Below are 26,061 nucleotides of genomic sequence, written 5' to 3'. Positions count from 1 at the left end.
AATTATATTAAATCTAGCTCACTTAATCTATCGTAAGCTCTTTCGACACCTAATTTAGCGTCACTACGTGTTTTAGCTCCAGTACAAACAACTTTACCAGAACCAAATAATAATAAAACAACTTTCGGATCAGATAATCTGTATACTAAACCTGGGAATTGTTCAGGTTCATATTCAGTGTCCTCAAGTTCTAAAGCTACTGCTTCTAAATTTAATGTGGATTCTAAATTAGCAGAAGCCACAATGTTTTGAATTTTAATTTCGAATTCATGAGGAATTTCAGTATCGATAGTCCTCATTAAATCAACAGTCTTTTTAATAGCTAACTTTGAGTCATCTATAGACTTTGCCCCAGTACAAACAAGCTTACCAGAGCTGAAAATTAATGCTGCTGTTTTAGGATCTTTAAGTTTAAAAACTAATCCTGGAAACTGTTCACGATTAAAATTAACCCCTTCTAAAGCTTCGGAAACTTCAGTTAAAACTATATCTTTCCCTATGCTTGCAGAAGCCACAATGTTTTCAATTTTTATATCAACATCGGTCAATTTAAAACCTCCAATTAATTATTAAAATGAGTATCAGTAAAGATTTAAAATCATTAAATTTTTACTAATTAACTATTTTATTTAAATAGTATATAAACTTATGTTTATTTATAAATTAAAATCAAAAATATACATAAATCAAAATTATATAAGGTCTGATTAAAATGATAGAAGTTGAAGTAAAAGCTAAAATTGATAATTTTGAAGATATGAGACAAAAATTAGATAAAATTGGAGCTATTAAAACAAAAGAAGAGTTTCAAGAAGATATTTATTTCAACAGCCCAATTGTAGATTTTGCTAAAACAGACGAAGCACTAAGAATAAGAACAACCAAACAAGGAAAAGAGAAACATATATTTATCACATATAAAGGAGCTAAAATTGATTCAAAAAGTAAAACGCGTGAAGAAATAGAGTTTGAGATTGAAGACAGCGAAAAATGTGCAAAAACCTTCGAACACATCGGTTTTAAAAAAGTTAGAACCGTTCGAAAAAATCGTGAATATTACTCCTATAAAAACTTTGAAATCAGTTTAGATGATATTGAAGGACTAAGCCCATATATGGAAATTGAAATAGGCCTTGAAGATGGAAGCGACTATAATGAAGCTCAAAATAGTATATTTGAAATGTTTAAACAACTTGACATAACTGATGGTTTTGAAAGAACATCCTATTTAGAACTTTTAGAAAATTTATAATAGAACATACTACAATTAATAATTATTAAATATAATTAAAGAGAAGTGATTATTTGCAATATTATATCAGTCATTATAATAAAGAACCGGAATTAAATTTTCCAGATGACATTACAATATATGATACAACTTTAAGAGATGGAGAACAAACTCCTGGAGTTTGTTTTAGTCCAGAAGAAAAATTAGAAATTGCTAAAAAACTAGATGAAATTAAAATTAAACAAATTGAAGCAGGTTTTCCAATAGTATCCAAAAAAGAACAGGAATCCGTGAAAGCCATCACTTCTGAGGGTCTTGATGCACAGATTCTCTCTTTAGCTAGAACCAAAAAAGAAGATATTAATGCTGCCCTAGACTGTGATGTTGACGGAGTCATTACATTTATGGGGACTTCTGATATTCATTTAGAACATAAAATGCATATTGGACGTCAAGAAGCATTGAACACTTGTATGAATGCAATCGAATACGCTAAAGACCACGGATTATTTGTTGCATTTTCTGCAGAAGATGCAACTAGAACTGATTTGGACTTCTTAAAAAGAATATATAATAAAGCTGAAAGTTATGGTGCTGACAGAGTACATATAGCAGATACTACTGGAGCTATAACTCCCCAAGGAATTACATATTTAGTGACTGAACTTAAAAAAGATGTTAATATAAATATTGCCCTACATTGTCATAACGATTTTGGATTAGCTGTTGTAAATTCAATAGCTGGTGTTTTAGCTGGAGCTAACGGAATATCAACAACTGTAAATGGTATTGGAGAACGTGCAGGAAATGCATCTCTCGAAGAAGTAATCATGAGTCTTAAATTATTATATGGAAAAGATTTAGGATTTAAAACAAAACATATTAAAGAATTATCTGAAATTGTATCTAAAGCTAGTGGATTACCTATTCCCTACAATAAACCAGTTGTAGGAAATAATGTATTTAGACATGAATCCGGAATCCATGTTGATGCAGTTATTGAAGAACCATTATGTTACGAACCATATGTTCCAGAATTAGTAGGACAAAAAAGACAATTAGTTTTAGGTAAACATTCAGGATGTAGAGCTGTAAAAGCTAAATTAAATGAATGTAACCTAGATATAAGTGATGATACACTTATTGAAATTGTTAAAAAAGTTAAAAAAAGCAGAGAAGAAGGAACCTACATTAACGACGAAGTATTCAAAGAAATTGTAAAAAGTTGCAATTACAAAAATGAATAGGTGACAATAGTGAATATTACAGAAAAAATATTATCTGCCAAAGCAGGTAAAGAAGTTACACCTGGAGAAATTATTGAAATCCCTGTTGACTTAGCTATGTCTCATGACGGAACATCTCCACCAGCTATAAAAACCTTTGAAAAAGTAGCCAATAAAGTTTGGGATAATGAAAAAATCGCAATTGTATTTGATCACAACGTTCCTGCAAATACTATCGGATCTGCAGAATTCCAAAAAGTATGTAGAAATTTTATAAAAGAACAGAACATTACTAAAAATTACATACATGGTGATGGAATTTGCCACCAAGTACTTCCTGAAAAAGGACTAGTTGAACCAGGGAAAGTTATTGTAGGTGCAGACTCACATACATGCACATATGGAGCATATGGAGCATTTTCAACTGGAATGGGTGCTACTGACTTAGCAATGGTATATGCTACAGGAAAAACCTGGTTTATGGTTCCAGAAGCTATTAAAATGGAAGTTACTGGAGAATTAAATCCATACACTGCTCCAAAAGATATTATTTTAAAAATTATCGGAGAAGTAGGAATAGCTGGAGCTACTTACCAGACTGCAGAATTCTGTGGAGAAACTATCGAAAAAATGGGTGTGGAAGGCAGAGCTACAATCTGTAATATGGCTATTGAAATGGGAGCTAAAAATGGTATAATGGAACCCAATGAGGAAGTTATACGATATGTTTCTCAAAGAACTGGAAAAAACAAAAATGAATTAAATATTGTTAAATCCGATAAAGACAGCACCTATAAAAAAGAAATGCACTTTGACATAAATGATATGGAACCTCAAATTGCATGTCCTAACGATGTGGACAATGTTAAAAATATTTCCAAAGTTGAAGGAACTGCTGTAGACCAATGTTTAATAGGTTCCTGTACTAATGGTAGATTATCTGATTTAAAAGATGCTTATGAAATCTTAAAAGATAATGAAATTAATAAGGATACTAGATTACTAATTCTTCCAGCATCAGTTGAAATTTATAAACAAGCAATTCATAAAGGATACATTGATACTTTTATAGATGCAGGGGCTATTATTTGTAACCCTGGATGTGGACCATGCCTTGGTGGACATATGGGAGTATTATCTGAAGGAGAAACCTGTATTTCAACAACAAATAGAAATTTCAAAGGAAGAATGGGAGATCCAAAATCTTTCGTATATCTAGCTAATTCAAAGGTTGTTGCTGCTTCAGCTATTGAAGGAGTTATTACAAATCCTAAAGATTTATAGTGAAAAAATGACTATTGAAAAAAATGAGGCTAATAAACGCCTTATTGAAAAAATAAATAAAGTAGAAGAAAATTACACAAAAAATTTTTCAAATACTCAAAAAATCTTATTAACCACAGATGGATCAATTACAGCTATTTTAGATGTGTTATATGGTAAGATTACATTAAGTACATTAGAACAACATTTTGATACTGCAAATGATGAAATCAGCGATTTAATTAATGTTAATAAAGGTGCTCAAATTAATTATAGGGAAGTTATAATGCATAAAGATGATGAAAATTTAATTTATGCATTATCTTATATCCCACTAGAACGATTAACCGATGAAATCTGCTGTGACTTAGTTAGAGCAGACATACCAATTGGTAGAATTTTAAAAAATTATAAAATCGAATCTAGAAGAGAAATTAATAAAATTTATATTGAAAAACCAAATGACAGATTAAAAGAGTTATTTGAAACTACTGAAGATATGTTAGCTAGAGAATATATGATTATCCATAAAAACAATATATTAATGTGGATTAAAGAAGTATTTCCAGTTAGCAAATTTACAAACATTTAGAAAGTGATAAAATGGGTGTTAAACTAAAAGATATAATAGAACCAGAACCAATTAATTTTAAAGATTTAAAAGGAAGAGCTGTGTCCATAGATGCATTTAATACCCTTTATCAATTTTTGTCAACAATCAGACAAAGAGATGGAAGACCTTTAAGTGATAGTGAAGGCAATATAACATCTCATTTAAGCGGAATTTTATATAGAAATTCTTCAATGATTGAAAAAGATATAAAACCAATTTATGTCTTTGATGGAACACCATCTTACCTTAAACAAGAAACTATTGACCAAAGAAGACAAACTAGAGAAGAATCTGAAAAAAAATGGAAAGAAGCATTAGCTAATCAAAACACAGAAGAAGCTAGAAAATATGCAATGAGATCTTCCAAATTGTCTCCATATATTATTGAATCTTCTAAAAAACTATTGACTATGATGGGAATACCCTATATTGAAGCATATGGAGAAGGAGAAGCACAAGCAGCTTACCTTGTTCAAAATGGTGATGCATGGGCTGTAGCTTCACAAGATTATGACTGTTTATTATTTGGAGCTAAAAGAGTTGTAAGAAACTTAGCTATTAATTCCAACTTAGGAGATTTAGAATATTATAACTTGAAAAGAGTTTTAGATGAATTAAATATAACTCAAAATCAACTTATTGAAATGGGTATACTAATTGGAACTGATTTTAGTGAAGGTTTAAAAGGAGTAGGTGCAAAAACTGCTCTTAAACTAGCTAAAAAAGGAGAACTTGAAAATAAAATAGCTAAACTTCAAGAAGAATCAACCCACGATTTAACAGAAGTAAAAGAAATATTTTTAAATCATAATGTAAACACTGATTATAAAATTAAATGGAAAAAACCAGCGAAAAATGATATCATTAATTTTTTATGTGATGAACATGGATTTTCACAAGACAGAGTTTCTAAAGCTTGTGATAAGTTAAAAAATTTAAATTCAAATCAGAAAAGTCTTGAAGACTGGTTTTAATAAGGAGGAAACTCCGGACCAAATACTTTTTTAGCATAATCAATAGCTAATGCAACTTGTCCATGATAATTCTTTAACATTTCTTTTTCAAAATATTGGCGATTAGGTGAACTAATGATTAAATTAAGAAGTTTTTCATAAGTTTCAATAGCTAATTTTTTATTAAATCCATATTTTTCAATTTTTTCACAGGATAATTTTTCAATACATGGAAACTCTAAAGTTTTACAAACAGTGTTTATAGAAAAATAAGTCATCCTAATTAATGGAGAAACTGAACTTACTAACACATGATTTCCCAAATCTATTAATGGAGGAACTCCTGTTTTATTATAACGTTCCATTGAAGTTAATCTATCAAAATGTGCTAAATCATAACAATGAAGTTCTGTATAAAAATCAGGTTCAAAATATTCAATTAAATCTAAAATTTTTAAACCTATTTCTGACTTATAATAATTTTTATCAATTGTAGAGATATATGGTGTTTTATCAAAATTATAAAAATAGAACTGTCCACTGGAAAATTTCTCAATATCTAATCGTTTGATAAATTTTAAAGAAGTTTTACCTTCATTACCATGAACTCCACCTATAAATAATTTAGTCGGACCTTCACCATTATCAACATATCTAAAATAAGACATTTTATCCAAAAAAAGAAATAAAGGAATTTAAGTTCCTTCTTTCCAACTACTCATGTATTCTTTTTGACGATCAGATAACGTATCAATCTCAATATCCATAGCTTTTAATTTTAAGTTAGCTACTTCATAATCAATTTCATCTGGAGCTTTAGTTACACCAACAGACAAATCATTATTTAATATGTATTTAGCAGATAAAGCTTGAACAGCAAAACTCATATCCATAATTTCTGCTGGATGTCCTTGTCCTCTAGCTGCAGATAAGTTTACTAATCTTCCATCAGCAAGCAAGTAAATTTTTCTACCATCTTTCATAGCAAACATTTCAATACTTTCTCTTACTTCTTTTACACTTGTTGATTGAGCTTCTAAATCTTGTCTATTAATTTCTACATTAAAATGACCTGAATTACATAACATACATCCATCTTTCATGTATTTAAAGTCATCACCATGAATAATATTGATATTTCCAGTTACAGTAATTATTAAGTCAGCTTCTTTTACAGCATCTCTAATTTTCATTACTCTGTAACCATCCATTCTAGCTTCAAGTGCTCTGATAGGATCTACTTCAGTTACAATAACATTAGCTCCAAGACCTTGTGCCCTCATAGCGATTCCACGACCACACCAGCCATATCCACATACAACAACAGATTTACCTGCAATTACCATATTAGTAGTTCCCATAATTGCATCAAAACTAGATTGACCAGTACCATATCTATTATCAAATAAGTATTTTGTATAAGCATCATTTACCGCTACAACAGGGAATTTTAAAGCACCATCTTTATGCATAGCTTCTAATCTATGAACTCCAGTAGTAGTTTCTTCACAAGCTCCTTTAATATGTTTTAAAACATCGGTTCTTTCATTATGAAGAACCATGATCATATCTGCACCATCATCAATGATTATATCAGGTTTATGATCAAGAACCATATTAATAGTTTGATAGTACTCTTCATCATCTTGATCTCTCCAACCATAGATATTTAAACCTAAATCAGCCGCTCCTGCTACTGCATCATCATGAGTAGATAATGGATTACAACCAGTCATAGCTACTTCAGCACCACCTGCTTGTAATGTTAAACCTAAATTAATAGTTTTAGGTTCTAAATGCAAACATGAACCAATAGTTATGCCTTTAAATGGTTGGGTTTCTTCATATTCTTTCTTAATGTGTTCAAGAACAGGCATGTGCCTTTGAACCCATTCAATTTTTCTTATACCTTCTTTAGCAAGAGACATGTCTTTAACTTTACTCATAATATCCCCCTTGAATAATTAAATAATATTTATAATATATTGTTTGAAAGTTATTAAATATTATCATTATAAAAATAACATCAAAAATAATATAATATCCAAATATTTCTAATATTAATATACAATTAACAAATACTTCCCAATAAATAAGAGAATTTATTTAATTATATCAACAAATAATAAAAAATGATTAAAATCATGAAAAACAAAAAGTATAAATGTAATGAGAATTTAATATATAAATGTCTGATGCCGGGGTGGCTCAGCTGGTTAGAGCGCACGGCTCATAGGGTAATTAAGCAGTGCTCTGACTAATTCCTGGGATACCGTGAGGCCGCGGGTTCGAATCCCGCTCCCGGCATCTTCAATCCCAGGAATATTATTTTTAAAACTATCTTTAAAGAAAATTTCAATTTTACAAGCTAATTTTATCTAAAATAAATTTAATCAAAACTGTTTTATAATGCATTAATAAAATATATCAATTGTTAAGATTTGAGGATTTATTAAAATGCAATATAGAGAACTTGGGAAAACCAAAGAAAATGTTTCAATTCTTGGTTTTGGAGGCATGAGACTACCTACCAAAGGCTCAAATGATAATATAGATGAAATTAAGGCTAATGAAATACTTAGTTATGGAATTACTAATGGAATCAATATTATTGATACTGCCTATCCATACCATAGTGCTGGAATAGACGGTAATGGGAATAGTGAAACTTTCATTGGAAAATTTTTAAAAGAAAATAACTATCGTGATGATGTTTTAATTTCTACAAAATCACCAAGTTGGTTAATAGAAGAAAAGGGAGATTTTGAATATTATCTTGATAAACAACTAAAAAAACTTCAAACAGACAGTATTGATATTTATTTATTACATGCTCTTAGTGAAGATGACTGGAATAAAATTCGTAAACTTAGAGTGCTAGATTTTCTTGATGATTGTTTAAGCAGCGGCAAAATAAAACATGTTGGATTTTCATCACATTGTGAAATTGACACTTTCGTAAATATTCTTGATGCATATCCAAAATGGGAAGTTGTTTTAACACAAATGAATTATCTTGATGAATATTATCAAACTGGAATAATGGGTCTTGATCAATTAAAACAATTAAATATTGGGAGCATGATTATGGAACCATTACGTGGAGGCAGATTAGTTCAAAATATTCCTCCAGAAGTTCAAAAAATATGGGATACTGCAGAACTTAAAAGAACTCCTGTAGAATGGGCTTTAGAATATTTATGGAATAGAGATGATGTTGACTGTGTTTTAAGTGGTATGAACTCCTTAGAACAAGTTAAACAGAATATCCAAATTGCATCAAATGTTAAAGAAATTAGCCAACATGATAAAGAATTAATTAGACAAGTAGCCAGAACTTACAGGAAATTAACTGGAAATGAATGTACTAGCTGTGGATATTGTATGCCTTGCCCAGAAGGCATTGATATTGTTAATTGTTTCAAAGAATACAATATTGGTAAAATTTTAAATAACCCAAAAGGCAGTGCATTACAATATTTTACATTAATTGATGATGGTAGTAAAGCAGATAGCTGTACTAATTGTAGAAATTGTGAATTTGTTTGCCCTCAAATGCTAAATATTCCAGAAGAACTTAAAAAAGTTGATGAATATTTTGGTAGAGAATTCAATCATTTTTAAAAAGGTGAAAAAAATGCCAACAAGATATATAGGTGACGGATATTGGGAAATAATAAGCCGTCAAATGAGTATTGTAACTAGAAGTCAACAAGAAAGATTTAAAGAAGCTAAAATAGCTGTTATTGGTTGTGGAGGCATAGGTGGCGAAACTATTGAAATGTTAGCTAGAATGGGTGTTGGTCAACTTAATTTAGTTGATGAAGATGCATTTGACCTATCAAACTTAAATAGACAAACACTAGCTAGCCTTACAGAGGTAAGTCTTGATAAAAGCCAAGTAGCTAAAGAAAAAGTCAGACTAATAAATCCTTATGTAAAAGTTAATTATTTTAATGAAACTGTAACTCAAGATAATATTGATAAAATAATTGATGACAGTGATATTGTTATTGATGCTTTGGATAATGTTAAAACAAGAGTTATTGTTTCTAGAGCAGCTAATAAAAAAGGAATTCCATTTATTCATGGAGCAATTCATGGAACATTAGGTCAAATCACAGTATTTTTACCAGATGAAGAGGTTAATTATGAAACTATGTTTAATCTTCCATCTAAAGGTAAAAATTTAGATGAATCTGTTTTAAATGATTTATCTAATGTGACTTCTGGAGTTCCACCAGTTATCGGACCTACACCTAATTTAATAGGTTGTCTTGAAGCTATGGAAGCATTTAAAATTATAACCAAAATTGGAAAAGTTACTGTAGCTCCAAAAATTTTAACATTTGATTTGTTAGATTTAACATCATTTAATGTTAATGAACTTTAAAAAATCACCCTTTTTTCTTATTTTTTACCTGTAAAAATTGAACAAACAACTATTAAAATTTAAAATAACTATAAAATTAACCATCAAAAAATAATAATCACTGTAATTAAATATTAAAAATTACAAATAAAAAGTATAAGTACATTTATTCAAAACATTTATATAAGATAAGAAGGAAATGTATTGCCAAGGTAGGAAGGTATTTTCCGACTAACCTTTTGAAACTAATATCCATAAAATTATGGAGTATGATTTAATGACTGAAAAAGTTAACGAAGAATTGATGGAAAACGTAATTAAACAAATGAAAGAGGATAATATTAAATTTATCCGTTTACAATTTGTTGATATAAATGGAACTGCTAAAAATATTGTAATTCCATTTAAAGAAGATGAAATGGAAGATTTATTTACTGAAGGAATGTTATTTGATGGATCCTCAATTGCAGGATTCGTAGGAATTAATGAAAGTGACCTCGTTCTTAAACCTGACATACATACTTACTCAAGATTATCCTGGAGACCTGAAGAATCTGCAGTATGTAGATTTATTTGTGATGTATGGACTCCTGACGGAAAACCATTTGCTGGAGATCCAAGAAGTGTCTTGAAAAAATCTTTAGCTAAAATTGCAAAAATGGGATTACAATATAATATCGGTCCAGAACCAGAATTCTTTATTGTAGATATTGATGATGAAGGTTATCCAATGCCTTATGATGAAGCAGGTTACTTTGATGTAGAACCTTTAGACAAAGGACCTGATTTCAGAAGAGAATTAACCTTAAACTTAGAAGAATTAGATTTCGAAGTAGAAGCTTCCCACCACGAAGTAGGACCTGGTCAAAACGAAATTGCATTTAAGTTTAAAGATGCATTAAAAACTGCAGATGCAGTAATTACTTTCAAACAAGCTATAAAAGCTATTGTAGACAACATGGCTACATTTGACCAAATGGATTACAGAGTAACATTTATGCCAAAACCATTCTTTGGTGTAAACGGTAGTGGTATGCATTGTCACCAATCTGTATTTAAAGGAGACAGGAACTTATTCTCCGACCCAAATAGTGAAACTGGATTATCTAAAGATGCACTTCACTTCATGGGAGGATTACTTGCACACGCACCAGCATTAACTGCAATTACTAACCCAATTGTAAATTCATACAAACGTTTAGTACCCGGTTATGAAGCTCCAGTATACAGAGCATATGGTTTAAGAAACAGATCTGCATTAATTAGGGTACCTGCAGCTCGTGGAAAAGCAACACGTATTGAATACAGAGCACCAGACCCAGCATGTAACCCATACTTAGCATTTGCAGTAATGTTAGAAGCAGGTATTGATGGTATCCAAAATAAAATTGACCCTGGTGAACCTACCGAAATTAACATTTACTCATTAACTGAAGAAGAAAGAGAAGCTATGGGAATTAAAGTTTTACCATCCAGTTTATGGGAAGCTTACCATGCACTTGAAGAAGACCCATTAATATTATCTGCTTTAGGAGATCACATTAGTGAAAAATTCTTAGAACTTAAATATAAAGAATGGGACGAATACCGTGTACAAGTATTCGGATATGAACAAAACAAATATTTAGACATTTAAATCTAAATATACTTTTTTTATTTTTTTAAATATAATGATTCTTAAGTAAAATTAGGCATGATTATATTTAAAGAAAAAGGGGCTTTTTATGTCAGAATCAGAACACAAAATAATCGAAATTTTAAGAATATTAAACAACCAAAACAAACCTACTGGTTCTAAACTAATAGCTGAAGAGCTAAAAAATAAAGGATTTAACTTAGGGGAACGTGCTGTTCGTTATCATATGCAAATTCTTGATGAAAAAGGATATACTAAGAGAATGGGTTATTCAGGTAGGCAAATCACAGAATTAGGTAGAAAAAAGCTTGAAAAAGGATTAATTTATGACCAAGTTGATTTCATTTATTCAAAATTTGAAGAAATGATTTATTTGACTAGTTTCAACTACATGAACAAAACAGGAGATGTTGTAGTAAACACCTCAACTATTTATGATGAAGAAGCGTTCAATATAATTAAAGATGTTTTCAAAAGTGGTCTTTGTGTTAGTCCTTACACTAATTTAAATGCAAGTAACAACAATAATGAAATACAAATAAAAACTATTTGTGGAACAACAATAGATGGAATCTTATTAAATGAAGGAATACCAACAATCCCATTATATGGAGGATTAGTTAAAATTGAAAATTACGTTCCAACAAAATTTACAGAGCTAATTTCTTATAAAAAAACATCAGTAACTCCTCTTGATGCATTTGTAGCTCCAGGAATGACTTCTGTATTAAATGTAATCAATAATGGAACTGGAACTATACCTGCCAATTTTCGCCTTATTCCAAGCGTAGGAAGAGAAAAATGTATAAACATAATTAATAAACTGGAAAAAATAGGAATTGGAGGAGTAATGGCAATTTCCCAAGAAGGAGAAAACATACTTGGAATTCCAGTACCTGAAGGAATGGTTGGAATAGCTATTAGTGGAGGAGTAACTCCATTTTGTGCAGCTCAAGAACTTGGATATGATATTGATATAAAAATAGCTGAAGAAATTGAAGGATTTAACACATTATCCCCAATAGCAGACGTTAAGAAGATATTAAAACCTGCAGATAATAAAGTTCATACAAAAACCCCCTTTTTACTTTCAAAATCATGGAACCTAATTCAGAAAGTAAATTTCAATGTAGAAACCCGAAAAGGAGATATCATAGTAAATGTTTCATATATCAAAAAAGATAATCTGGATGAGGCAATAGACATTATGAAAGAAACCTATGAATCAAATCCAAAATATATTAATCCTTACTACCAACTTGTAGAACACCCAACTGATTATAGTAAGATCGGATTAGCTACAGTTTGTAGTCTAAGTATTGATGGACTTTTAATAAACAACGGAATAATGAGCAATCCAAAATATGGTGGATTACTTGAATTAAGTGAAAACCCATTATTTATTGATTTAATATCATATAATGGATCTTCTGTTGACCCACACAAAATATTCATAGCTAAAAACATGACTTCAATAACTAGAAACATAGGATATAATAAAATATTAGCTAGTTTAAAAGAAATCCCCTATATTTCAAGAGATTATGCTGTACATTTATTAAATATCTTAAAGAATATGGGATTTTCAATTTATAAAATAGGCAAACCAAGAGAATTAACATATAATGCTAAAGTAGATAATTATAATTTCGGTGTTGTTGCAGGTAGTGGACTTAACCTTATTGGTGCACTTAAAGAAAAAGGCATAGATGTTGAAGTTAAAGCTATTGCAAAATTAATGAAATTTGAAAAAATGGATAGATTGTAGTTATTTTAAACTACAGTAACTTCCACTTCTTCACCTTCAACTGGATGATGAATAAATTCAATTAAATCATTTTGAATTTCATAAACATCAATTTCAATAGTTGAATTAATAGAATCACCATCTAAAGAAAGTAATATTTTAAAACCAGGTTTTCCAAAATATTCCGAAAAATCCATATTTAAAATTTCACCACTTCCGAAAATTCTATTATAAGAAATTTCTAAATTATCATGAATTTTTACATTATTTTTTAAATATTCTACAGCTTCATCAATAGATAAATTTATTTTTTTCATGGAAAACACCTCATGTTATATTGTTAATTATTAGTTATATTTCACATGATATAAAAATTTGTTTGTATTATATGAAACAAAATAATTTTTGAAAAAAATAGACTGTAGAAATAAAAAGTATAAAAAAAGAGATAGAAAATCTAATCGTAAACTTCAACGATTGTTATTTTACCATCTTTAACATGACGTAATTCTAAAAGATCATCTTTAATCTCATTAAAATCAACATCAACAGCCTGATTTAAAATTTCACCAGTTAATTGTAAACTAACCCTAAGTCCTTCACCAGTTTCTTCATCTTCTGAAATTATATTTAATACTTCACCTGGAGCAAAAATACGATTATATGATATCTCTAAAATATCTCTTATTTGAACATTGTTTCTTACATATTCGATAGCTTCATCAGCAGACATCTTAATTTCTTTTACCATATTACCACGCATAAAACCATACAATAATTATAATTAGTTTACAAGGTTATTATATAATATTTTAATAAGAATATTTAAACATTATGCATTAAATAAACTCTGCACAATAATCGTTAAATCATAAAAATAATTATTGATTAAAATTCTTTTAAAAAAAAAAGAAAAAAGGAATTATAAATTCCTATATTCCCTAATTGAAGTATATTCATCGTCGAGCTCATTATAATGAGATAATTTTTCCCTGTTAGCTTCAGCATCTAAGTATAAAGCACCTTTACCATTGAGACCAATGTCTCCTTTGTATTGAATGTATTTACCTTCAAATACTTCACCATCAACTTCAGGGTTTTCAACGACACCTTCAAGAACAAAACCTTCAAGTAGTCTTCCAAGGAAGCCATGAATAACGATAGTACCGTTTTTCATTTGACCACCAGGCCAACGGTTTACATCACCATCAATTTCAATAATACCTTTGGTCATGTGAATACCAGCTAAAATATCACAGTTACCTAAAACGTGAATTCTTCCACCAGTTAAACATTCACCACATTGTTTTCCAGCATTACCTTTAACAACGATTTTACCACCAGTCATACCTCTCCATTCACCAATGTAAGAAGCTCCAGTAAACTCTTTGGTATCTCCATCAATTTCAAGGTATCCACCAGACATTTCTCTACCTGCATGAGCAGCTGCATTACCATGAACGTAAATAGATCCACCACTCATTTCTGCACCTACGTGAAGATCAACATTACCATTACAAGTAATTTCACCAGCACTCATTTTACAACCGATGTATTTAACTCTGTTTAAGTCCCCGTTAAGAATCATTTTAACATCACTAGGTCCTTCTGCATCTCCTTCTACAGTAATATCGAAGAAATCAGTGATTGGGAATCTTGAATTTCCAATAGGTACTTCATATTTTGCAAAATCTTCTTCAGTCCAAGAGTAAATTTCATCAGGAATTAATTCATCAAATTCTAAAGCGATTGAAGAAGTTTTTAATTGATCAAATGTTATTGTTTTCAAATTAAACACCCTCTTTATCTTTTAACATCTATCCTTATAGGATTTGATACATAATGATCATGTACTGGGTAATTTTCCCATTTTACAGAGTAATATTGAGTAAAGAACGGCATAATTTTATTAATAACATTTTGTTCTTCACGTTCATATCCTTGTACATTAACCCATATGTTTTGACTTTCTTTAACTTTTACAATTTCTTTATCTTTTACTAAGATTTGACCATCTTTGATTGTGTAATCAGCAAGACCGAAACCTTTTTCAATTTCTTCATATTGTCTAGATGGGTCAATTTCATTAGGATTTATGTCATATACTGCAATATCTGCTTTAAATCCAGGAGTAAGAGCACCTCTATCTTCAAAACCATAGATTTTAGCTGGTGCTGCTCTTGTAATGGTTGCAATTTCATTGAAGTCATATTCCCTATCAAGAGTTGGAAGAGTAGTTCTTTTTTCTACCCATTTATGGATTTCTTTACTTTCAATCATTTCCATCCTTTTTTGATTACTCATTAACCAGGATATGATTCTTGGGTATCTTATGAATGGACCTGCATTAGGATGATCAGTAGTTAAACATACTTGCCATGGGTTTTTAATGTGTAAGAACAATTCTAAACCAATAGCCCATTGTAATGCTCCTACTGGACTTCTACCAGAGTAGATACATGGAATAATTCCTGCTGCAGTTTCACATTCAATATCCTTGTTAGCCCATTTTAATCCAGATAATTTGAATAAATCATATTCCATTGGTGCATCTGCAGTCATGGTGGTTGTTTCATCTAAAGTTACTTGACCAATATCACAAGTCATGTGATCATGACTATTTACGTATTTAGCAACTTCTTCTGCACCGGAACTTGCATCTCTCCAATTAGTACCAGAGTAAGAGTGGAATTGAAGGTGACAAATATGTACAACTTGATCCCTAATACTTGCTTTAGGACTTTTCTTAATATTTTTAAGAGAATCTAATGTTTCAAGAGTAGTTGGTACATTACCTGGGTGTCCTAAATCATTTGGGTGAATGTGAATGGAATGAGGAAGACCTAATTTTTCGTTAGCTTTTGCTAAAGAGGTTACAACTTCTCTAGAAGTTACATCAAAGTAAGGTGCTTTATCATCATATCCATGTACGTTCATACCCCAACCCCATGCTTCACTACCACATGGGTTTACTATTTTGATTCCGTAACCTTTTGAAACTTTTAACCATGCAGATACAAATGCTGCTAAGTCTTCAATATTGTTTTCTCTTGCATATTCCATTACAAACCAATTATTACCAAATAATTCTAATGCTGGAATATCTAAGTTTGGAATAGTTGCAATTTCTTCGTGAGTGTGTTTTGCTTCAAGAGGAGGCATAGCTGCTTCTACAACAGTACCATAACCTAATCTGGAATATCTGTAACCAGTTGATGGACAACTTGGGATAGAGAAACCAGATTCAGCTCTTGTAACTTTTGTTTTTTGGGTAACTCCTCTTCTTGAATCTTCAGGTCTGTATAATCTACCTACAACTAATTTTGGACCTGCAACGTGAGAGTGAGGGTCTATCCCCGCAGGCATGACTATTTTATTAGTAACATCTATGACTTTTGCATCAGCTGAAACTTCTTCAACAATGATATCATCTTTAACCATGATATCTTTTTTCTCCCCATTTATTCCATTAGCTGGGTCATAAACAATACCATTTTTAAGTATAAATTCCATTATATCACCTTAAAGTGCGTTTGGATTAGGCACATATTTTGGAGCTACGTTTGGCTCCTCTCTGAGTTTCATGACTCTTTCTTTAAGTTCTCTGATAATCCATTCATCATCACGACATGTTTCAGGTTTATCAATTGCTTTTTTCATGTAAATAGGAACTCCGTCCATACGATAACTGGTACCAGCACATTCTACTGCAATGAATGAACCTGGTAATACTACATCAGCAAGTTCAGTAGATGGTCCCCAGTGAATATCCACTTGAATAACAGGAATGTTAGCTAAGTGTTGGTTAGCACCATTAGGGAAGTGAGCACCAGGGTCTGCTGCAATAACCATGAAACAGTCAGGTTCTTTCCTTGTTAATAAATCAATAGTGTTAGTTTCTCCTAACATGTATCTAGTGTAACCCCTAGAGAAGTCAACACCAAATGCAAATCCAGTTTCGAAAGCCATGAATATGTTGAAACCATTTACATTAAAGTGTCCCCTCATCGGAGTAAGACCCCATTTACTATATTTGTTCAAGTCTTGAATCATTTTAATAGCGATATCAATGTTTCTTTGTTTGGATAATGTGTGAGTTAATCCTAAACCAAAGAAAAGAACACCAAATTCAGCACTTTTCATTTCTTCTACTAATTCATAAATATCTTCTTTAGGAATTCCAGAAATAGAATCTTGATATATTTCTTTTCCTCTTAATACTGCTCTAATTGCATTGTAAAAACCATAATCTCCATTTTGTTCGAATCCAATCCATTTATCAGAAATTTTAGCAGTATCAGAGAATTTTGGATCCATAGTTACAACAGTTCTGTCGAATCTTCCTCTTTGTCTGAAGTATCCCCTACAGAAAATAGCATAACGAGCTGCATGTCTTGGGTGAGAGTTCATTGCATTACTTCCAGAGTAAACAACCATATCTGCCCTGTTTTGAACTTCCCCTAAGGTTTGAATAGGATAACCTGCATTTTGTACAGCTTGTAAACTTGGACCGTGACAAATAGTAGCTTGATTATCTAAAACAGCACCAATATATTCCCCTAATTCTAATCCTTCTTTCATACATTCAGTGGAAGTTTCAGACCAACCGTAGAATACTGGTCTAATAGAATTAGCAATATATTCAGCAGCTTTATCTAAAGCAGTGTCCCAATCTACTTCCATAAGTTCTCCATCTTCATCCCTAATCATAGGAACTACTAATCTTTGATCCATATCTTCCATAACTTTACTTGCACCTAATCTACAAGCGTGTCTTACAGCAACAACATGGTTATCTTTAACTAAGTAATCTAAATCATCACAATTACATCCACAGAATGCACAAGTACAATTTTCTACAATGTAATCATAATCAGTTATAGGTGGCTCATATGTCATGATCAATCAACTCCTCCCATTTACGACCTTTATATACTGGTCTTTCTCCTAATGATTCCATATTTTCAACAACATCGTCATCGTCGGAATCAACATATTTTTTGTATACCCATCTCATTAAATCAGCCATGAGTAATACTTTTCTGTCTGTTTTTTCGACAGTACAATGAACACCTTTGTAAGTTGGGTCAGAACAACAGTAAGTATCATGACTTACAACAGTATTTGCCCAAGGACCTTTACAAATGAAAACAGTTCCTTCGTGAGGTGCATCTCTAGATACTGCAGCATTTACTACAACTTCTCCCCATTCAGTTTTAACAAGGACAGTATCCCAATTTTTTACACCTAATTTACCCATATCCCTTGGGTCCATATAACAAGTTCCAGAAGCATTTTTATATTCTTCTTTTAATGTAGAACCTCTTTTTTTACAAGCTCCTTGATAAATATCGGACCCTGTATTTAACATACATTTGAGTACTTTGGTCTTTCCATCACCAACAATTTCTACATCAGGAACAACAGGTTTTGATAAATAAGTATTAGCATAATGCATTAATTATTCCTCCTATTCAATCCATATAGCATTTACTGGGCAGAACATTTGACAAGTTCCACATAATTCACATTTATCTGGTGAGAAGATTTTAATGAATCCATTTTCGACCATAATAACTACTTCATCAGTTTTAGCACCATTACCACCTGCATTTTCAGGACTAATAGCTGCATTAACAGGACATGCAATTACACAAATTCCACATCCTAAACAATTATCTTGATTAACTTTAAGTTCCATTAAATCACCTTAATTTTTAATTGCATCGAATGCATTGAGCCATGTTACAGATTTGATAGGAGTATGGTCTATTTCAGTCCTTGTAACAGTTATAGCTCCATTTGGACATGCTTTAGCACAAGCTTTACAACGGATACAATATTGATCATGTTTAGTAATAAGATTTAATCTTTGACCTGGACCACTAGAAACAGGGAATGCTAAAGCATTACATGGACAAGTATCTACACAAGCACCACATGCTTGACATGCCTCTTGATCAACTTCTAAAGTACCTTGGAATGGTTTATTAGTTTCAATAGCATCAGTTGGACAGACACCTTCACACCATCCACAGTATACACAAAGTTCATCATCAATAACTGAACTACCAGTAGTAATTTCATTTTCAGCTTTGAAATCATATTCACCATAGGAACATGCTCTACATACTGCACTAATTGCATGAGTAGGACAAGATCTTTTACAAACAAGACAGTAAACACATTTTTCTTTATCAATTACAATAGATTCTTCACCAGTAGTGTTATCTACTACAATTGCTTCTGCAGGACATAATTCTTGACAGATACCACAGTAAACACAATCATCATCACTTACACTAATTTCACCAGATACTAAGTTTTGGCGTTCTGGTAATTTTCTCATGACAGTAATTGCATCTTGAGGACATGCAGTTTCACATCTTTTACAGTAAATACACTTATCATCATTGATTTTAGAATAAGAATTGTAATGAGGATATGCTTCAATTTCTCTAATTGGAACATCATCAATAGTTAAAACTAATGCATCTATTGGACATAATCCACTACACATACCACATAAAACACATTTATTTTCATCAATGCTAATTTTTTGAACATCAAATTCAGCATGGAAATTTTGTGCTATTTTTTCATGACCACTGAAATAAATATCATTGGAACGTCTGTGACGAGCATCTACAGCAATTGGATTTAATGTAATTGCCTCAACTGGACAAGTAGATTCACAAACTCCACATCCAAGACAAATTTGGTCATTAAAAGACAACTTTCTTACTTCTTCAGCTGCCCTTGTAATAGCAAAGTTATTGTCTATAGCTTCTTTTTTATTTTTAATCATTATTAAATCTCCAAAATTTTTATAGAATTCGTTGGGCATTCATCTTTACAAAACTGACAACCGCAACATTGTATGGAGTCTACATGTGCTTTTAATGATTCTAATTTAATAGCTTTCATGAAACACATGCTTACACACAAGCCACAACCTATACATGAATCTGAAACAACAGCATCAAATTCTCTTTCATTACAAATAGACACAATTTTACGACACTGTTCAGGTTCATCAAATATTGCAACAGTCATTCTTAAGAAATCTCCAGGAGTTAATTCCGTGATAGTTTTAGCTACGTCTATAGAATTCCATGATAAATTACTGCCATTTAAATAATGGGACACTGTAGACCTATCAATACCTAACTCATTAGCGATTTCTTGTTGGTTTTCACCTTGTTCTTTTAGCTTTACAGCAGCTAAATATTTCAAACCAGATGCAATATGTTTTGGCATATCAACCACCATGTGTAATGATATAAAGTTTTGTTTATTATTAATATATACTTGCCTACTAGACTCAAGTCGAAAATAATATATATTACTGTGCTAATACTACAACAAAAAAAATTAAATAAAAGATATAAAAAGTTAAATTAAAAAAGTAATCGATTCTAACAATTAAATTAAGATAAAAATTACTAAAATTAATTAAATAACAAAATAAAGTACAATATACGATTTGAAAAAAAGTAATATCGGATAATTTTCTTAAAAAAGTAATAATAAAATATAAAAAATTATTATAAAATTTACAAAAAATTAAGGAAAAGCTAAAATTTGGAAAAATGTGTAGTAACTACACACTCATTAATAATAAAGATGCAAACAAATAATATAATAATGAGGTTTTACTATGAAAATTGTATCTGTAGTAGGTAGAAAAAATACAGGAAAGACATCATTAACTGTGAAAATTATTGAAGAACTTACCAGAAGAGGACATAATGTAGCTTCTATAAAGCACTCCCATCATGAAATGGAAATGGATCGAGAACATACTGATACATGGAGACATAAATTAGCAGGATCAAATGTTGTTGTTGGAATCGGATCCACTTCTTTTTTTAATGTTAAAGACATTCTAGATTTAAATAGACTACTATTTTTAATCAAATTTATGGACAATATAGATTTTGTAGTAATTGAAGGTTTTAAAAGTTATAATTATCCTAAAATCGTAACATCTCTAGATGTAGTTGATGAATACACCATAGCAGAAATAGATTCATTTTCAATAACTCCCGAAGGAGTATCTGATTTAGTAGATCTTATTGAAAAAAAAGGACATGATATTGTTGACACATTATTCTTAGATGAATGTGGATTTAGTGATGGTGATTCAATAGCTAAAGAAATTATAAAAGGAAACATAAAAACCAACGACTTAGACAAAGTTGATACATTTATGTCTATTGATAACAAAGTTATTGGTTTAAATGAATTTGTTAGTGATTTTATTAAAAAAACACTACTTGGAATAATAAAAACATTGCATATCGAAGAATATGGAGTAAAAAATATTAATAAAGTCGAACTAATAATAAACAACGAAGATAACATTGATTTAAACCCGAAAGTTGAAGCTAATGTTTTGATAAATAATAAACAAATTAGTTTAAATCATCATACTAACAATTTTGTTGCAAATACAGTATTTGGAATGATTAATTCTTTAAATACTGATGAAACTGCTAAACTTGCAAAAATCAACATTTCAGAAATAAATCAAGATAATTTAGAAAAAAGTGAAGTTAATCTTGAAGTAAATAATAAAAATGTTGAAATAAACACATTTGTAAAAGGTATCCTAAAAGAAACAATATTTGGCATGATTAAATCTTTAAAACTTGGAGAACTTGACATCAATGAAATCAAAAATATAGATATAACTGTTAAAAAATGATTTTATGAATATAACTGCTATTAAAGACAAATATGAAAGACCTATACTTTCTTTAAGAATTACAGTAACTAATAGATGTAATGAAAATTGTTTATATTGTCATCACGACGGCATGATTACATCAGAAGATGAAATGAATGCTGATGAAATTTATAGAATCTGCAAAATAGCTAAAAATATTGGTGTTCAAAAAATAAGGCTTTCAGGTGGAGAACCTTTACTTAGAAAAGACATAGTTGAAATTGTAAATAAAATAGCTAGTCTTAATTTTAAAGATATCTCCATTACTTCAAACGGGACATTACTTGAAAAATATGCTAAAGATCTAAAAGATGCAGGATTAAATAGAGTAAATATTAGTTTAGATACTTTAAATCCTGAAACCTATAAAAAAATCACTACTAAAAATTTAGCCAATTCTGCAAAAAGAGGAGTATTAAAAGCAATTGAAGTTGGACTTTATCCAGTTAAAATTAATATGGTTTTAATGAAAGGAATAAACGAAAATGAAGTAAAAGACATGTTCGAATTTTGTAAAAAAAATAGAATAATACTTCAACTTATTGAACTAATGAACAGTGAAAATTGTGATGATGAAAAATTTAGTAAAGAATACCATTATAATTTAGATTCAATTAGTGAAAAATTACTTAATATCTGTGATGATGTTAAAACACGTGACTTTATGCAAAATCGTAAGAAATACTTCATTGATGGTGGAGAAATCGAAATAGTAAAACCAATTGACAACAGCGATTTTTGTGCAAACTGTACTAGATTAAGAATAACTCCTGATGGGAAAATAAAACCCTGTTTGCTTAGAAATGATAATCTAGTAGAATTAATTTCATATATACGTAAAAATGAATCAGATGAAAAATTAAAAGAAATCTTTATAAAAGGAATTAATAAACGAGAACCTTATACTATTTAAAAAAAATAAATAGAGTTTAAAACTCTATTTTTTCCAATTATTTTTTGGTTTGTGTTCTGTAAGTGGAATATGGGCTCCAGTATCAAATCCAGGGAGATAACCATAAGTATCACGGATTTTATTATTTACTGTACTCCATACTTTAGCTACAGGTATTTCACAAGGACAAACCTCACTACACTGACCACAGTTAGTACATGAATCTACCATATGTACCATACGAGTTAAATGGAAGAATGGAGCTGCAGGAGTGTATCCACCAGGTACCCATTCAGGACCTTCAGCTTCAAGACAACAATCATCACAGAAACATAATGGACATGCTTCACGACAACCATAACATTTCATACATTTAGAGAATTCATCTTCATATTGTTTAAATACATCAATAATATCTCCAGTAGTGCCAGCATAATCTTCTTCTTTTTTCTTTGCAGATGCTGAAAGCATGAAATTATTAATTTTATCTCTTATTGCAATTCCTTTTTCAATTGGTTCTTCAACATTGATTAATTCTGATTCAACAACTTTATCAAGGACTTCTGCACCTTTATCTGAGAATACTTCTACAAAAGTAGCTTTTCCAGCTAAAGGACCTATTACTCCCCAATTACCTAATGCTAAATCTGCATTACTTGGTATTTTTAAATCACATCTTTGGCAGTTTTCTCTTCTACCCATTCCTTGTTCTTCTAAGTCTTCAATACCAAATCCTGTTTCCCCTTCTGCAGTTTCCATAATGAGTTTACCTTTTGCAATTTCTTCTTTAATTACATCTTTAGGATCTAACTCATATACATCTCTAATCATTTGCATGGTTGGAACCGGAGGTAATGTTCCACCACAATTTACTCCAACCATTATGACATTGTCTTCGATGATTTTGCCCTTTTTCATCAATTCCCTTATAGACATTGCGTCACAAGGTTTGCAAGTAACCGCTATTTTCATATCTCTACAACCATCTAAGTATTTATATATGAAACTAGCTAAATTTACGGTACCGCAGTGAATGGAACCTGCAGTTTTAATAACTTCTTCAGGATCAGTTATAAGACAAGGAATTGCATCATACAAGTCAACTCCTTCTTTTACAGCTACAATACCATCAACAATATCATTTTCTAAAAGATATTTCATAATAGTTGTAACTACTCCACCATATTCTCCTTTTTCTTTAATAGCTTCGTTGTTAGAATATGCATAATACATGTCACTATTTTTTACAGCCATTTGAATCTACTCCTCAATTTTTTCTACTTTAATAGCACAAGCTTTTAACTCTACCATTTTACATTTTGGATCGAAAGAATCAGAGTTAGTTAACATGTTAGCAGCACATTCAGTGAAGTGCATAGGTATATTTACAATACCTTTTTTAATGTCATCAGTTACTCTTGCAGGAATTTCAATTTCTCCTCTTCTGGAACTAGCTTTAACTATTTCATTATTGATAATTCCTAATTCTTTTGCATCTTCAGTGTTTATTTCTATAAATCCTGTTTTAACTTCATTATCTAAAGTTTTACATCTTCTAGTCATAGCTGCATGATAATGGAATAAAACCCTTGTAGTAGTTAATAATAATGGATATTCTTCATCAGGAACTTCTACAGGACCTCTGTGTTCCAATGGTTGGAATACACCTAATCCATCAGGATGTGCAAATTTATCTTTGTGCATTAATGGTTGACATGGATCATCAACAGATGGACATGGCCAGTGAAGAGCTTCAGGAGTATCTAATCTTTCACGGTTCATACCTGCAAAGATTGGTGCACATTCCCTAATTTCATCAAAGATTTCTTCAGAGGATTCATAGTGGAATTTTTCTCTTGGAACTCCCATTCTAACAGCGATTTCTTCCATGATTTTCCAATCTAACATAGCACCTTCAGGTGGTTCTTGAGCTTTATGTAAACATTGGACTCTTCTTTCACCATTTGTAAATGTTCCTTCTTGTTCACCCCAACCTGCTGCAGGTAAAACAACATCAGCACATTGTGCTGTATCAGTTAAGAATAAATCTTGAACAACTAACATTTCTAAGTTTCCTAATGCTTCTTTAGTATGTTGAATGTCTGCATCAGAAAGTACTGGGTCTTCTCCATGAATATATAATACTTTTAAATCACCTGAGTGAGCTGCATTCATCATTTCCACTAATGTTAATCCAGGTTTTGCAGGAAGATTTGTTCCATAATACTCATTAAACCAGTCAGTAGTTTCTTGATCTGCTACTTTTCTGTATCCTACATAGTCAGAAGGTAATGCACCCATATCACAAGCACCTTGTACATTGTTTTGTCCTCTTAATGGATTTACACCTGTACCTTGTCTTCCAATATTACCTGTTAACATAGCTAAGTTAGCAGTAGACATTACATTATCTGCTCCATGAGAATGTTCAGTAATACCTAATGAATAAACAATAGCTGCTTTATCTGCTTTAGCATATTCAATAGCTAATTCTTCAATAGTTTCTGGTGAAATATGAGTGATTTTAGATACAGTTTCAAGGTCGTATTTTTGTACTGTTTCTTTAAGTTCATCGAAACCTTTTGTTCTGTTTTTAATGAATTCATCATCTTGTAAGTCATTATCAATAATAACTTTAATCATACCATTCATTAATGCTACATCAGTACCTGTTTCAAATTGAACATATTCATCTGCAATTTTAGCAGTAGGTGTGTATCTAGGATCCAAAACAACTAATTTTGCTCCATTTTTTTGAGCTTGTATTAATTTACGCCCAAACAATGGATGTGCTTCCATACTATTTGAACCAATACAGAATATATAATCTGCTTCTTTAATACTGTCAAATCCATTAGTCATAGCTCCTGAACCAAATGTAGTAGCAAGTCCTGCTACAGTAGGTCCGTGACATATACGTGCACAATGATCAACATTTTGAGTACCACAAGCTACCCTAGCTAATTTTTGAGTAATATAAATGTTTTCATTTGGTGAACGAGCACATGCATAAAATCCTACTTTATTAGGATCTTCATCAGACACTTCTTTAAGTTTATTTGCAACTAAATCTAATGCTTCATCCCATGACGCTTCCCTAAACTCTCCATTTTCTTTAATTAACGGAGATGTTAACCTATCTTCCCTATTAATAAATTCATATCCAAAGTTACCTTTTGGACATACTTTACCTTCATTTACAGGGTGTCTTTTATATGGCTCAACACCTACAATTTTATCATCTTTTACAACGAAGTTAAGCCCACATCCAGTACCACAGTATGGACAAATTGTTGGGACATATTTAATCTCAACCATTTTATAATCTCCAAAATTTTTTTATTTCTTTTATATTAAATTAAATATTAATAAGAAGCATATGCTTCTTATTTTTTAA

General features: G+C 30.8%; 25 protein-coding genes and 1 tRNA gene. 12 read left to right on the top strand and 14 right to left on the bottom strand.

All coding sequences use genetic code 11. The features are described 5' to 3' along the window. Window positions 1-2 precede the first annotated feature (2 nt). A complete protein-coding gene (locus Q0984_RS05625) occupies window positions 3-548 on the bottom strand; it encodes a TATA-box-binding protein (protein ID WP_004032478.1) in 546 nt (181 codons plus the stop codon). A 164-nt stretch (window positions 549-712) separates the two neighbouring features. Between Q0984_RS05625 and cyaB the strand changes: the two genes are divergently transcribed. The 5 genes from cyaB to fen are packed head-to-tail and all read left to right on the top strand — an operon-like array spanning window position 713 to window position 5,307. Further along, window positions 713-1,252 (top strand): class IV adenylate cyclase, encoded by a 540-nt coding sequence (gene cyaB / locus Q0984_RS05620; protein ID WP_299524841.1) that lies wholly within the window; start codon window positions 713-715, stop codon window positions 1,250-1,252. A 53-nt stretch (window positions 1,253-1,305) separates the two neighbouring features. Beyond that, a complete protein-coding gene (locus Q0984_RS05615; protein WP_299524838.1) occupies window positions 1,306-2,478 on the top strand; it encodes a homocitrate synthase family protein in 1,173 nt (390 codons plus the stop codon). Between the two features lie 9 nt (window positions 2,479-2,487). Next, window positions 2,488-3,741 (top strand): homoaconitase large subunit, encoded by a 1,254-nt coding sequence (gene hacA, locus Q0984_RS05610; protein ID WP_299524835.1) that lies wholly within the window; start codon window positions 2,488-2,490, stop codon window positions 3,739-3,741. Window positions 3,742-3,748: 7 nt separating this feature from the next. Beyond that, window positions 3,749-4,312: a chorismate lyase gene (locus Q0984_RS05605; RefSeq protein WP_299524832.1), complete on the top strand. Its 564-nt coding sequence runs from the start codon at window positions 3,749-3,751 to the stop codon at window positions 4,310-4,312. An 11-nt stretch (window positions 4,313-4,323) separates the two neighbouring features. Continuing rightward, entirely contained in the window at window positions 4,324-5,307 is a 984-nt protein-coding gene (gene fen, locus Q0984_RS05600; protein ID WP_299524829.1) for a flap endonuclease-1, read from the top strand. Here fen and Q0984_RS05595 read toward each other — a convergent pair. Together Q0984_RS05595 and Q0984_RS05590 are read right to left on the bottom strand one after the other, a co-directional pair. After that, complete coding sequence (locus Q0984_RS05595; protein WP_299524825.1) at window positions 5,304-5,954, bottom strand: DUF2119 domain-containing protein; 651 nt, start codon at window positions 5,952-5,954, stop codon at window positions 5,304-5,306. The genes fen and Q0984_RS05595 overlap by 4 nt on opposite strands. A 27-nt stretch (window positions 5,955-5,981) precedes the next feature. Beyond that, window positions 5,982-7,232, bottom strand: a complete 1,251-nt coding sequence (locus Q0984_RS05590; protein ID WP_299524822.1) for an adenosylhomocysteinase — start codon at window positions 7,230-7,232, stop codon at window positions 5,982-5,984. Window positions 7,233-7,483: 251 nt separating this feature from the next. On the opposite strand from Q0984_RS05590, the gene Q0984_RS05585 reads away from it, so the two are divergent. From Q0984_RS05585 to Q0984_RS05565, 5 genes are all read left to right on the top strand, one after another. Then, window positions 7,484-7,593, top strand: a tRNA-Met gene (locus tag Q0984_RS05585). Window positions 7,594-7,743: 150 nt separating this feature from the next. Continuing rightward, on the top strand, window positions 7,744-8,910 hold the full coding sequence (locus Q0984_RS05580) for an aldo/keto reductase (protein WP_299524819.1): 1,167 nt from the start codon (window positions 7,744-7,746) through the stop codon (window positions 8,908-8,910). 13 nt (window positions 8,911-8,923) lie between these two features. Further along, window positions 8,924-9,679, top strand: a complete 756-nt coding sequence (locus tag Q0984_RS05575; protein WP_299524816.1) for a HesA/MoeB/ThiF family protein — start codon at window positions 8,924-8,926, stop codon at window positions 9,677-9,679. Between the two features lie 256 nt (window positions 9,680-9,935). Further along, window positions 9,936-11,294: a type I glutamate--ammonia ligase gene (gene glnA / locus Q0984_RS05570; protein ID WP_299524813.1), complete on the top strand. Its 1,359-nt coding sequence runs from the start codon at window positions 9,936-9,938 to the stop codon at window positions 11,292-11,294. 88 nt (window positions 11,295-11,382) lie between these two features. Then, window positions 11,383-13,062, top strand: a complete 1,680-nt coding sequence (locus Q0984_RS05565) for a DUF128 domain-containing protein (RefSeq protein WP_299524810.1) — start codon at window positions 11,383-11,385, stop codon at window positions 13,060-13,062. Between the two features lie 5 nt (window positions 13,063-13,067). Here Q0984_RS05565 and Q0984_RS05560 read toward each other — a convergent pair whose 3' ends face one another. The 9 genes from Q0984_RS05560 to Q0984_RS05520 all read right to left on the bottom strand — a co-directional run bounded on the left by Q0984_RS05560 (window position 13,068) and on the right by Q0984_RS05520 (window position 20,313). Beyond that, entirely contained in the window at window positions 13,068-13,358 is a 291-nt protein-coding gene (locus tag Q0984_RS05560; protein ID WP_299524807.1) for a DUF2097 domain-containing protein, read from the bottom strand. Window positions 13,359-13,498: 140 nt separating this feature from the next. Continuing rightward, on the bottom strand, window positions 13,499-13,792 hold the full coding sequence (locus Q0984_RS05555) for a DUF2097 domain-containing protein (RefSeq protein WP_299524804.1): 294 nt from the start codon (window positions 13,790-13,792) through the stop codon (window positions 13,499-13,501). A gap of 171 nt (window positions 13,793-13,963) precedes the next feature. Then, complete coding sequence (locus tag Q0984_RS05550) at window positions 13,964-14,839, bottom strand: formylmethanofuran dehydrogenase subunit C (protein WP_299524801.1); 876 nt, start codon at window positions 14,837-14,839, stop codon at window positions 13,964-13,966. Window positions 14,840-14,844: 5 nt separating this feature from the next. After that, window positions 14,845-16,557, bottom strand: a complete 1,713-nt coding sequence (locus Q0984_RS05545; RefSeq protein WP_299524923.1) for a formylmethanofuran dehydrogenase subunit A — start codon at window positions 16,555-16,557, stop codon at window positions 14,845-14,847. A 6-nt stretch (window positions 16,558-16,563) separates the two neighbouring features. Continuing rightward, on the bottom strand, window positions 16,564-17,940 hold the full coding sequence (locus Q0984_RS05540; RefSeq protein WP_299524798.1) for a formylmethanofuran dehydrogenase subunit B: 1,377 nt from the start codon (window positions 17,938-17,940) through the stop codon (window positions 16,564-16,566). Then, window positions 17,930-18,499, bottom strand: a complete 570-nt coding sequence (locus tag Q0984_RS05535; RefSeq protein ID WP_299524795.1) for a molybdopterin dinucleotide binding domain-containing protein — start codon at window positions 18,497-18,499, stop codon at window positions 17,930-17,932. Before Q0984_RS05535 ends, Q0984_RS05540 begins: the two co-directional genes overlap by 11 nt. Before the next feature lie 12 nt (window positions 18,500-18,511). Continuing rightward, the gene (locus Q0984_RS05530; protein ID WP_299524792.1) at window positions 18,512-18,742 is read right to left on the bottom strand and encodes an ATP-binding protein; all 231 of its coding nucleotides are present in this window, start codon (window positions 18,740-18,742) and stop codon (window positions 18,512-18,514) included. A 9-nt stretch (window positions 18,743-18,751) separates the two neighbouring features. After that, window positions 18,752-19,849, bottom strand: coding sequence for a tungsten-dependent formylmethanofuran dehydrogenase subunit FwdF (gene fwdF / locus Q0984_RS05525; RefSeq protein WP_299524789.1), 1,098 nt, complete (start codon window positions 19,847-19,849; stop codon window positions 18,752-18,754). A gap of 2 nt (window positions 19,850-19,851) precedes the next feature. After that, entirely contained in the window at window positions 19,852-20,313 is a 462-nt protein-coding gene (locus tag Q0984_RS05520) for a 4Fe-4S binding protein (protein WP_299524786.1), read from the bottom strand. A 388-nt stretch (window positions 20,314-20,701) separates the two neighbouring features. On the opposite strand from Q0984_RS05520, the gene mobB reads away from it, so the two are divergent. Continuing rightward, complete coding sequence (gene mobB, locus Q0984_RS05515; RefSeq protein ID WP_299524783.1) at window positions 20,702-21,751, top strand: molybdopterin-guanine dinucleotide biosynthesis protein B; 1,050 nt, start codon at window positions 20,702-20,704, stop codon at window positions 21,749-21,751. 4 nt (window positions 21,752-21,755) lie between these two features. Next, window positions 21,756-22,685, top strand: a complete 930-nt coding sequence (gene moaA / locus Q0984_RS05510; protein WP_299524780.1) for a GTP 3',8-cyclase MoaA — start codon at window positions 21,756-21,758, stop codon at window positions 22,683-22,685. A 24-nt stretch (window positions 22,686-22,709) separates the two neighbouring features. On the opposite strand, the gene Q0984_RS05505 is transcribed toward moaA, so the two are convergent. Both Q0984_RS05505 and fdhF read right to left on the bottom strand, forming a co-directional pair. Next, the gene (locus Q0984_RS05505) at window positions 22,710-23,918 is read right to left on the bottom strand and encodes a Coenzyme F420 hydrogenase/dehydrogenase, beta subunit C-terminal domain (RefSeq protein ID WP_299524778.1); all 1,209 of its coding nucleotides are present in this window, start codon (window positions 23,916-23,918) and stop codon (window positions 22,710-22,712) included. Window positions 23,919-23,924: 6 nt separating this feature from the next. Continuing rightward, window positions 23,925-25,982, bottom strand: a complete 2,058-nt coding sequence (gene fdhF / locus Q0984_RS05500) for a formate dehydrogenase subunit alpha (protein WP_299524776.1) — start codon at window positions 25,980-25,982, stop codon at window positions 23,925-23,927. Window positions 25,983-26,061: the final 79 nt, after the last annotated feature.

It is taken from the genome of uncultured Methanobrevibacter sp. (genome assembly GCF_934746965.1).
Lineage (GTDB): Archaea > Methanobacteriota > Methanobacteria > Methanobacteriales > Methanobacteriaceae > Methanocatella.
Note: the sequence above shows the minus strand (reverse complement) of the source record. Positions and strands in the feature narration are given on the sequence as shown.

What these genes read in the sequence shown, in the direction of transcription:
- glnA (WP_299524813.1), top strand. Translation starts at nt 9,936, where the DNA reads ATGACTGAAAAAGTTAACGAAGAATTGATGGAAAACGTAATTAAACAA.
- Q0984_RS05595 (WP_299524825.1), bottom strand. Translation starts at nt 5,954, where the DNA reads ATGTCTTATTTTAGATATGTTGATAATGGTGAAGGTCCGACTAAATTA.
- Q0984_RS05505 (WP_299524778.1), bottom strand. Translation starts at nt 23,918, where the DNA reads ATGGCTGTAAAAAATAGTGACATGTATTATGCATATTCTAACAACGAA.
- fwdF (WP_299524789.1), bottom strand. Translation starts at nt 19,849, where the DNA reads ATGATTAAAAATAAAAAAGAAGCTATAGACAATAACTTTGCTATTACA.
- cyaB (WP_299524841.1), top strand. Translation starts at nt 713, where the DNA reads ATGATAGAAGTTGAAGTAAAAGCTAAAATTGATAATTTTGAAGATATG.
- Q0984_RS05575 (WP_299524816.1), top strand. Translation starts at nt 8,924, where the DNA reads ATGCCAACAAGATATATAGGTGACGGATATTGGGAAATAATAAGCCGT.
- moaA (WP_299524780.1), top strand. Translation starts at nt 21,756, where the DNA reads ATGAATATAACTGCTATTAAAGACAAATATGAAAGACCTATACTTTCT.
- fdhF (WP_299524776.1), bottom strand. Translation starts at nt 25,982, where the DNA reads ATGGTTGAGATTAAATATGTCCCAACAATTTGTCCATACTGTGGTACT.
- Q0984_RS05580 (WP_299524819.1), top strand. Translation starts at nt 7,744, where the DNA reads ATGCAATATAGAGAACTTGGGAAAACCAAAGAAAATGTTTCAATTCTT.
- Q0984_RS05565 (WP_299524810.1), top strand. Translation starts at nt 11,383, where the DNA reads ATGTCAGAATCAGAACACAAAATAATCGAAATTTTAAGAATATTAAAC.
- Q0984_RS05540 (WP_299524798.1), bottom strand. Translation starts at nt 17,940, where the DNA reads ATGACATATGAGCCACCTATAACTGATTATGATTACATTGTAGAAAAT.
- mobB (WP_299524783.1), top strand. Translation starts at nt 20,702, where the DNA reads ATGAAAATTGTATCTGTAGTAGGTAGAAAAAATACAGGAAAGACATCA.
- Q0984_RS05535 (WP_299524795.1), bottom strand. Translation starts at nt 18,499, where the DNA reads ATGCATTATGCTAATACTTATTTATCAAAACCTGTTGTTCCTGATGTA.
- fen (WP_299524829.1), top strand. Translation starts at nt 4,324, where the DNA reads ATGGGTGTTAAACTAAAAGATATAATAGAACCAGAACCAATTAATTTT.
- Q0984_RS05605 (WP_299524832.1), top strand. Translation starts at nt 3,749, where the DNA reads ATGACTATTGAAAAAAATGAGGCTAATAAACGCCTTATTGAAAAAATA.
- Q0984_RS05560 (WP_299524807.1), bottom strand. Translation starts at nt 13,358, where the DNA reads ATGAAAAAAATAAATTTATCTATTGATGAAGCTGTAGAATATTTAAAA.
- Q0984_RS05555 (WP_299524804.1), bottom strand. Translation starts at nt 13,792, where the DNA reads ATGGTAAAAGAAATTAAGATGTCTGCTGATGAAGCTATCGAATATGTA.
- Q0984_RS05520 (WP_299524786.1), bottom strand. Translation starts at nt 20,313, where the DNA reads ATGGTGGTTGATATGCCAAAACATATTGCATCTGGTTTGAAATATTTA.
- Q0984_RS05590 (WP_299524822.1), bottom strand. Translation starts at nt 7,232, where the DNA reads ATGAGTAAAGTTAAAGACATGTCTCTTGCTAAAGAAGGTATAAGAAAA.
- Q0984_RS05530 (WP_299524792.1), bottom strand. Translation starts at nt 18,742, where the DNA reads ATGGAACTTAAAGTTAATCAAGATAATTGTTTAGGATGTGGAATTTGT.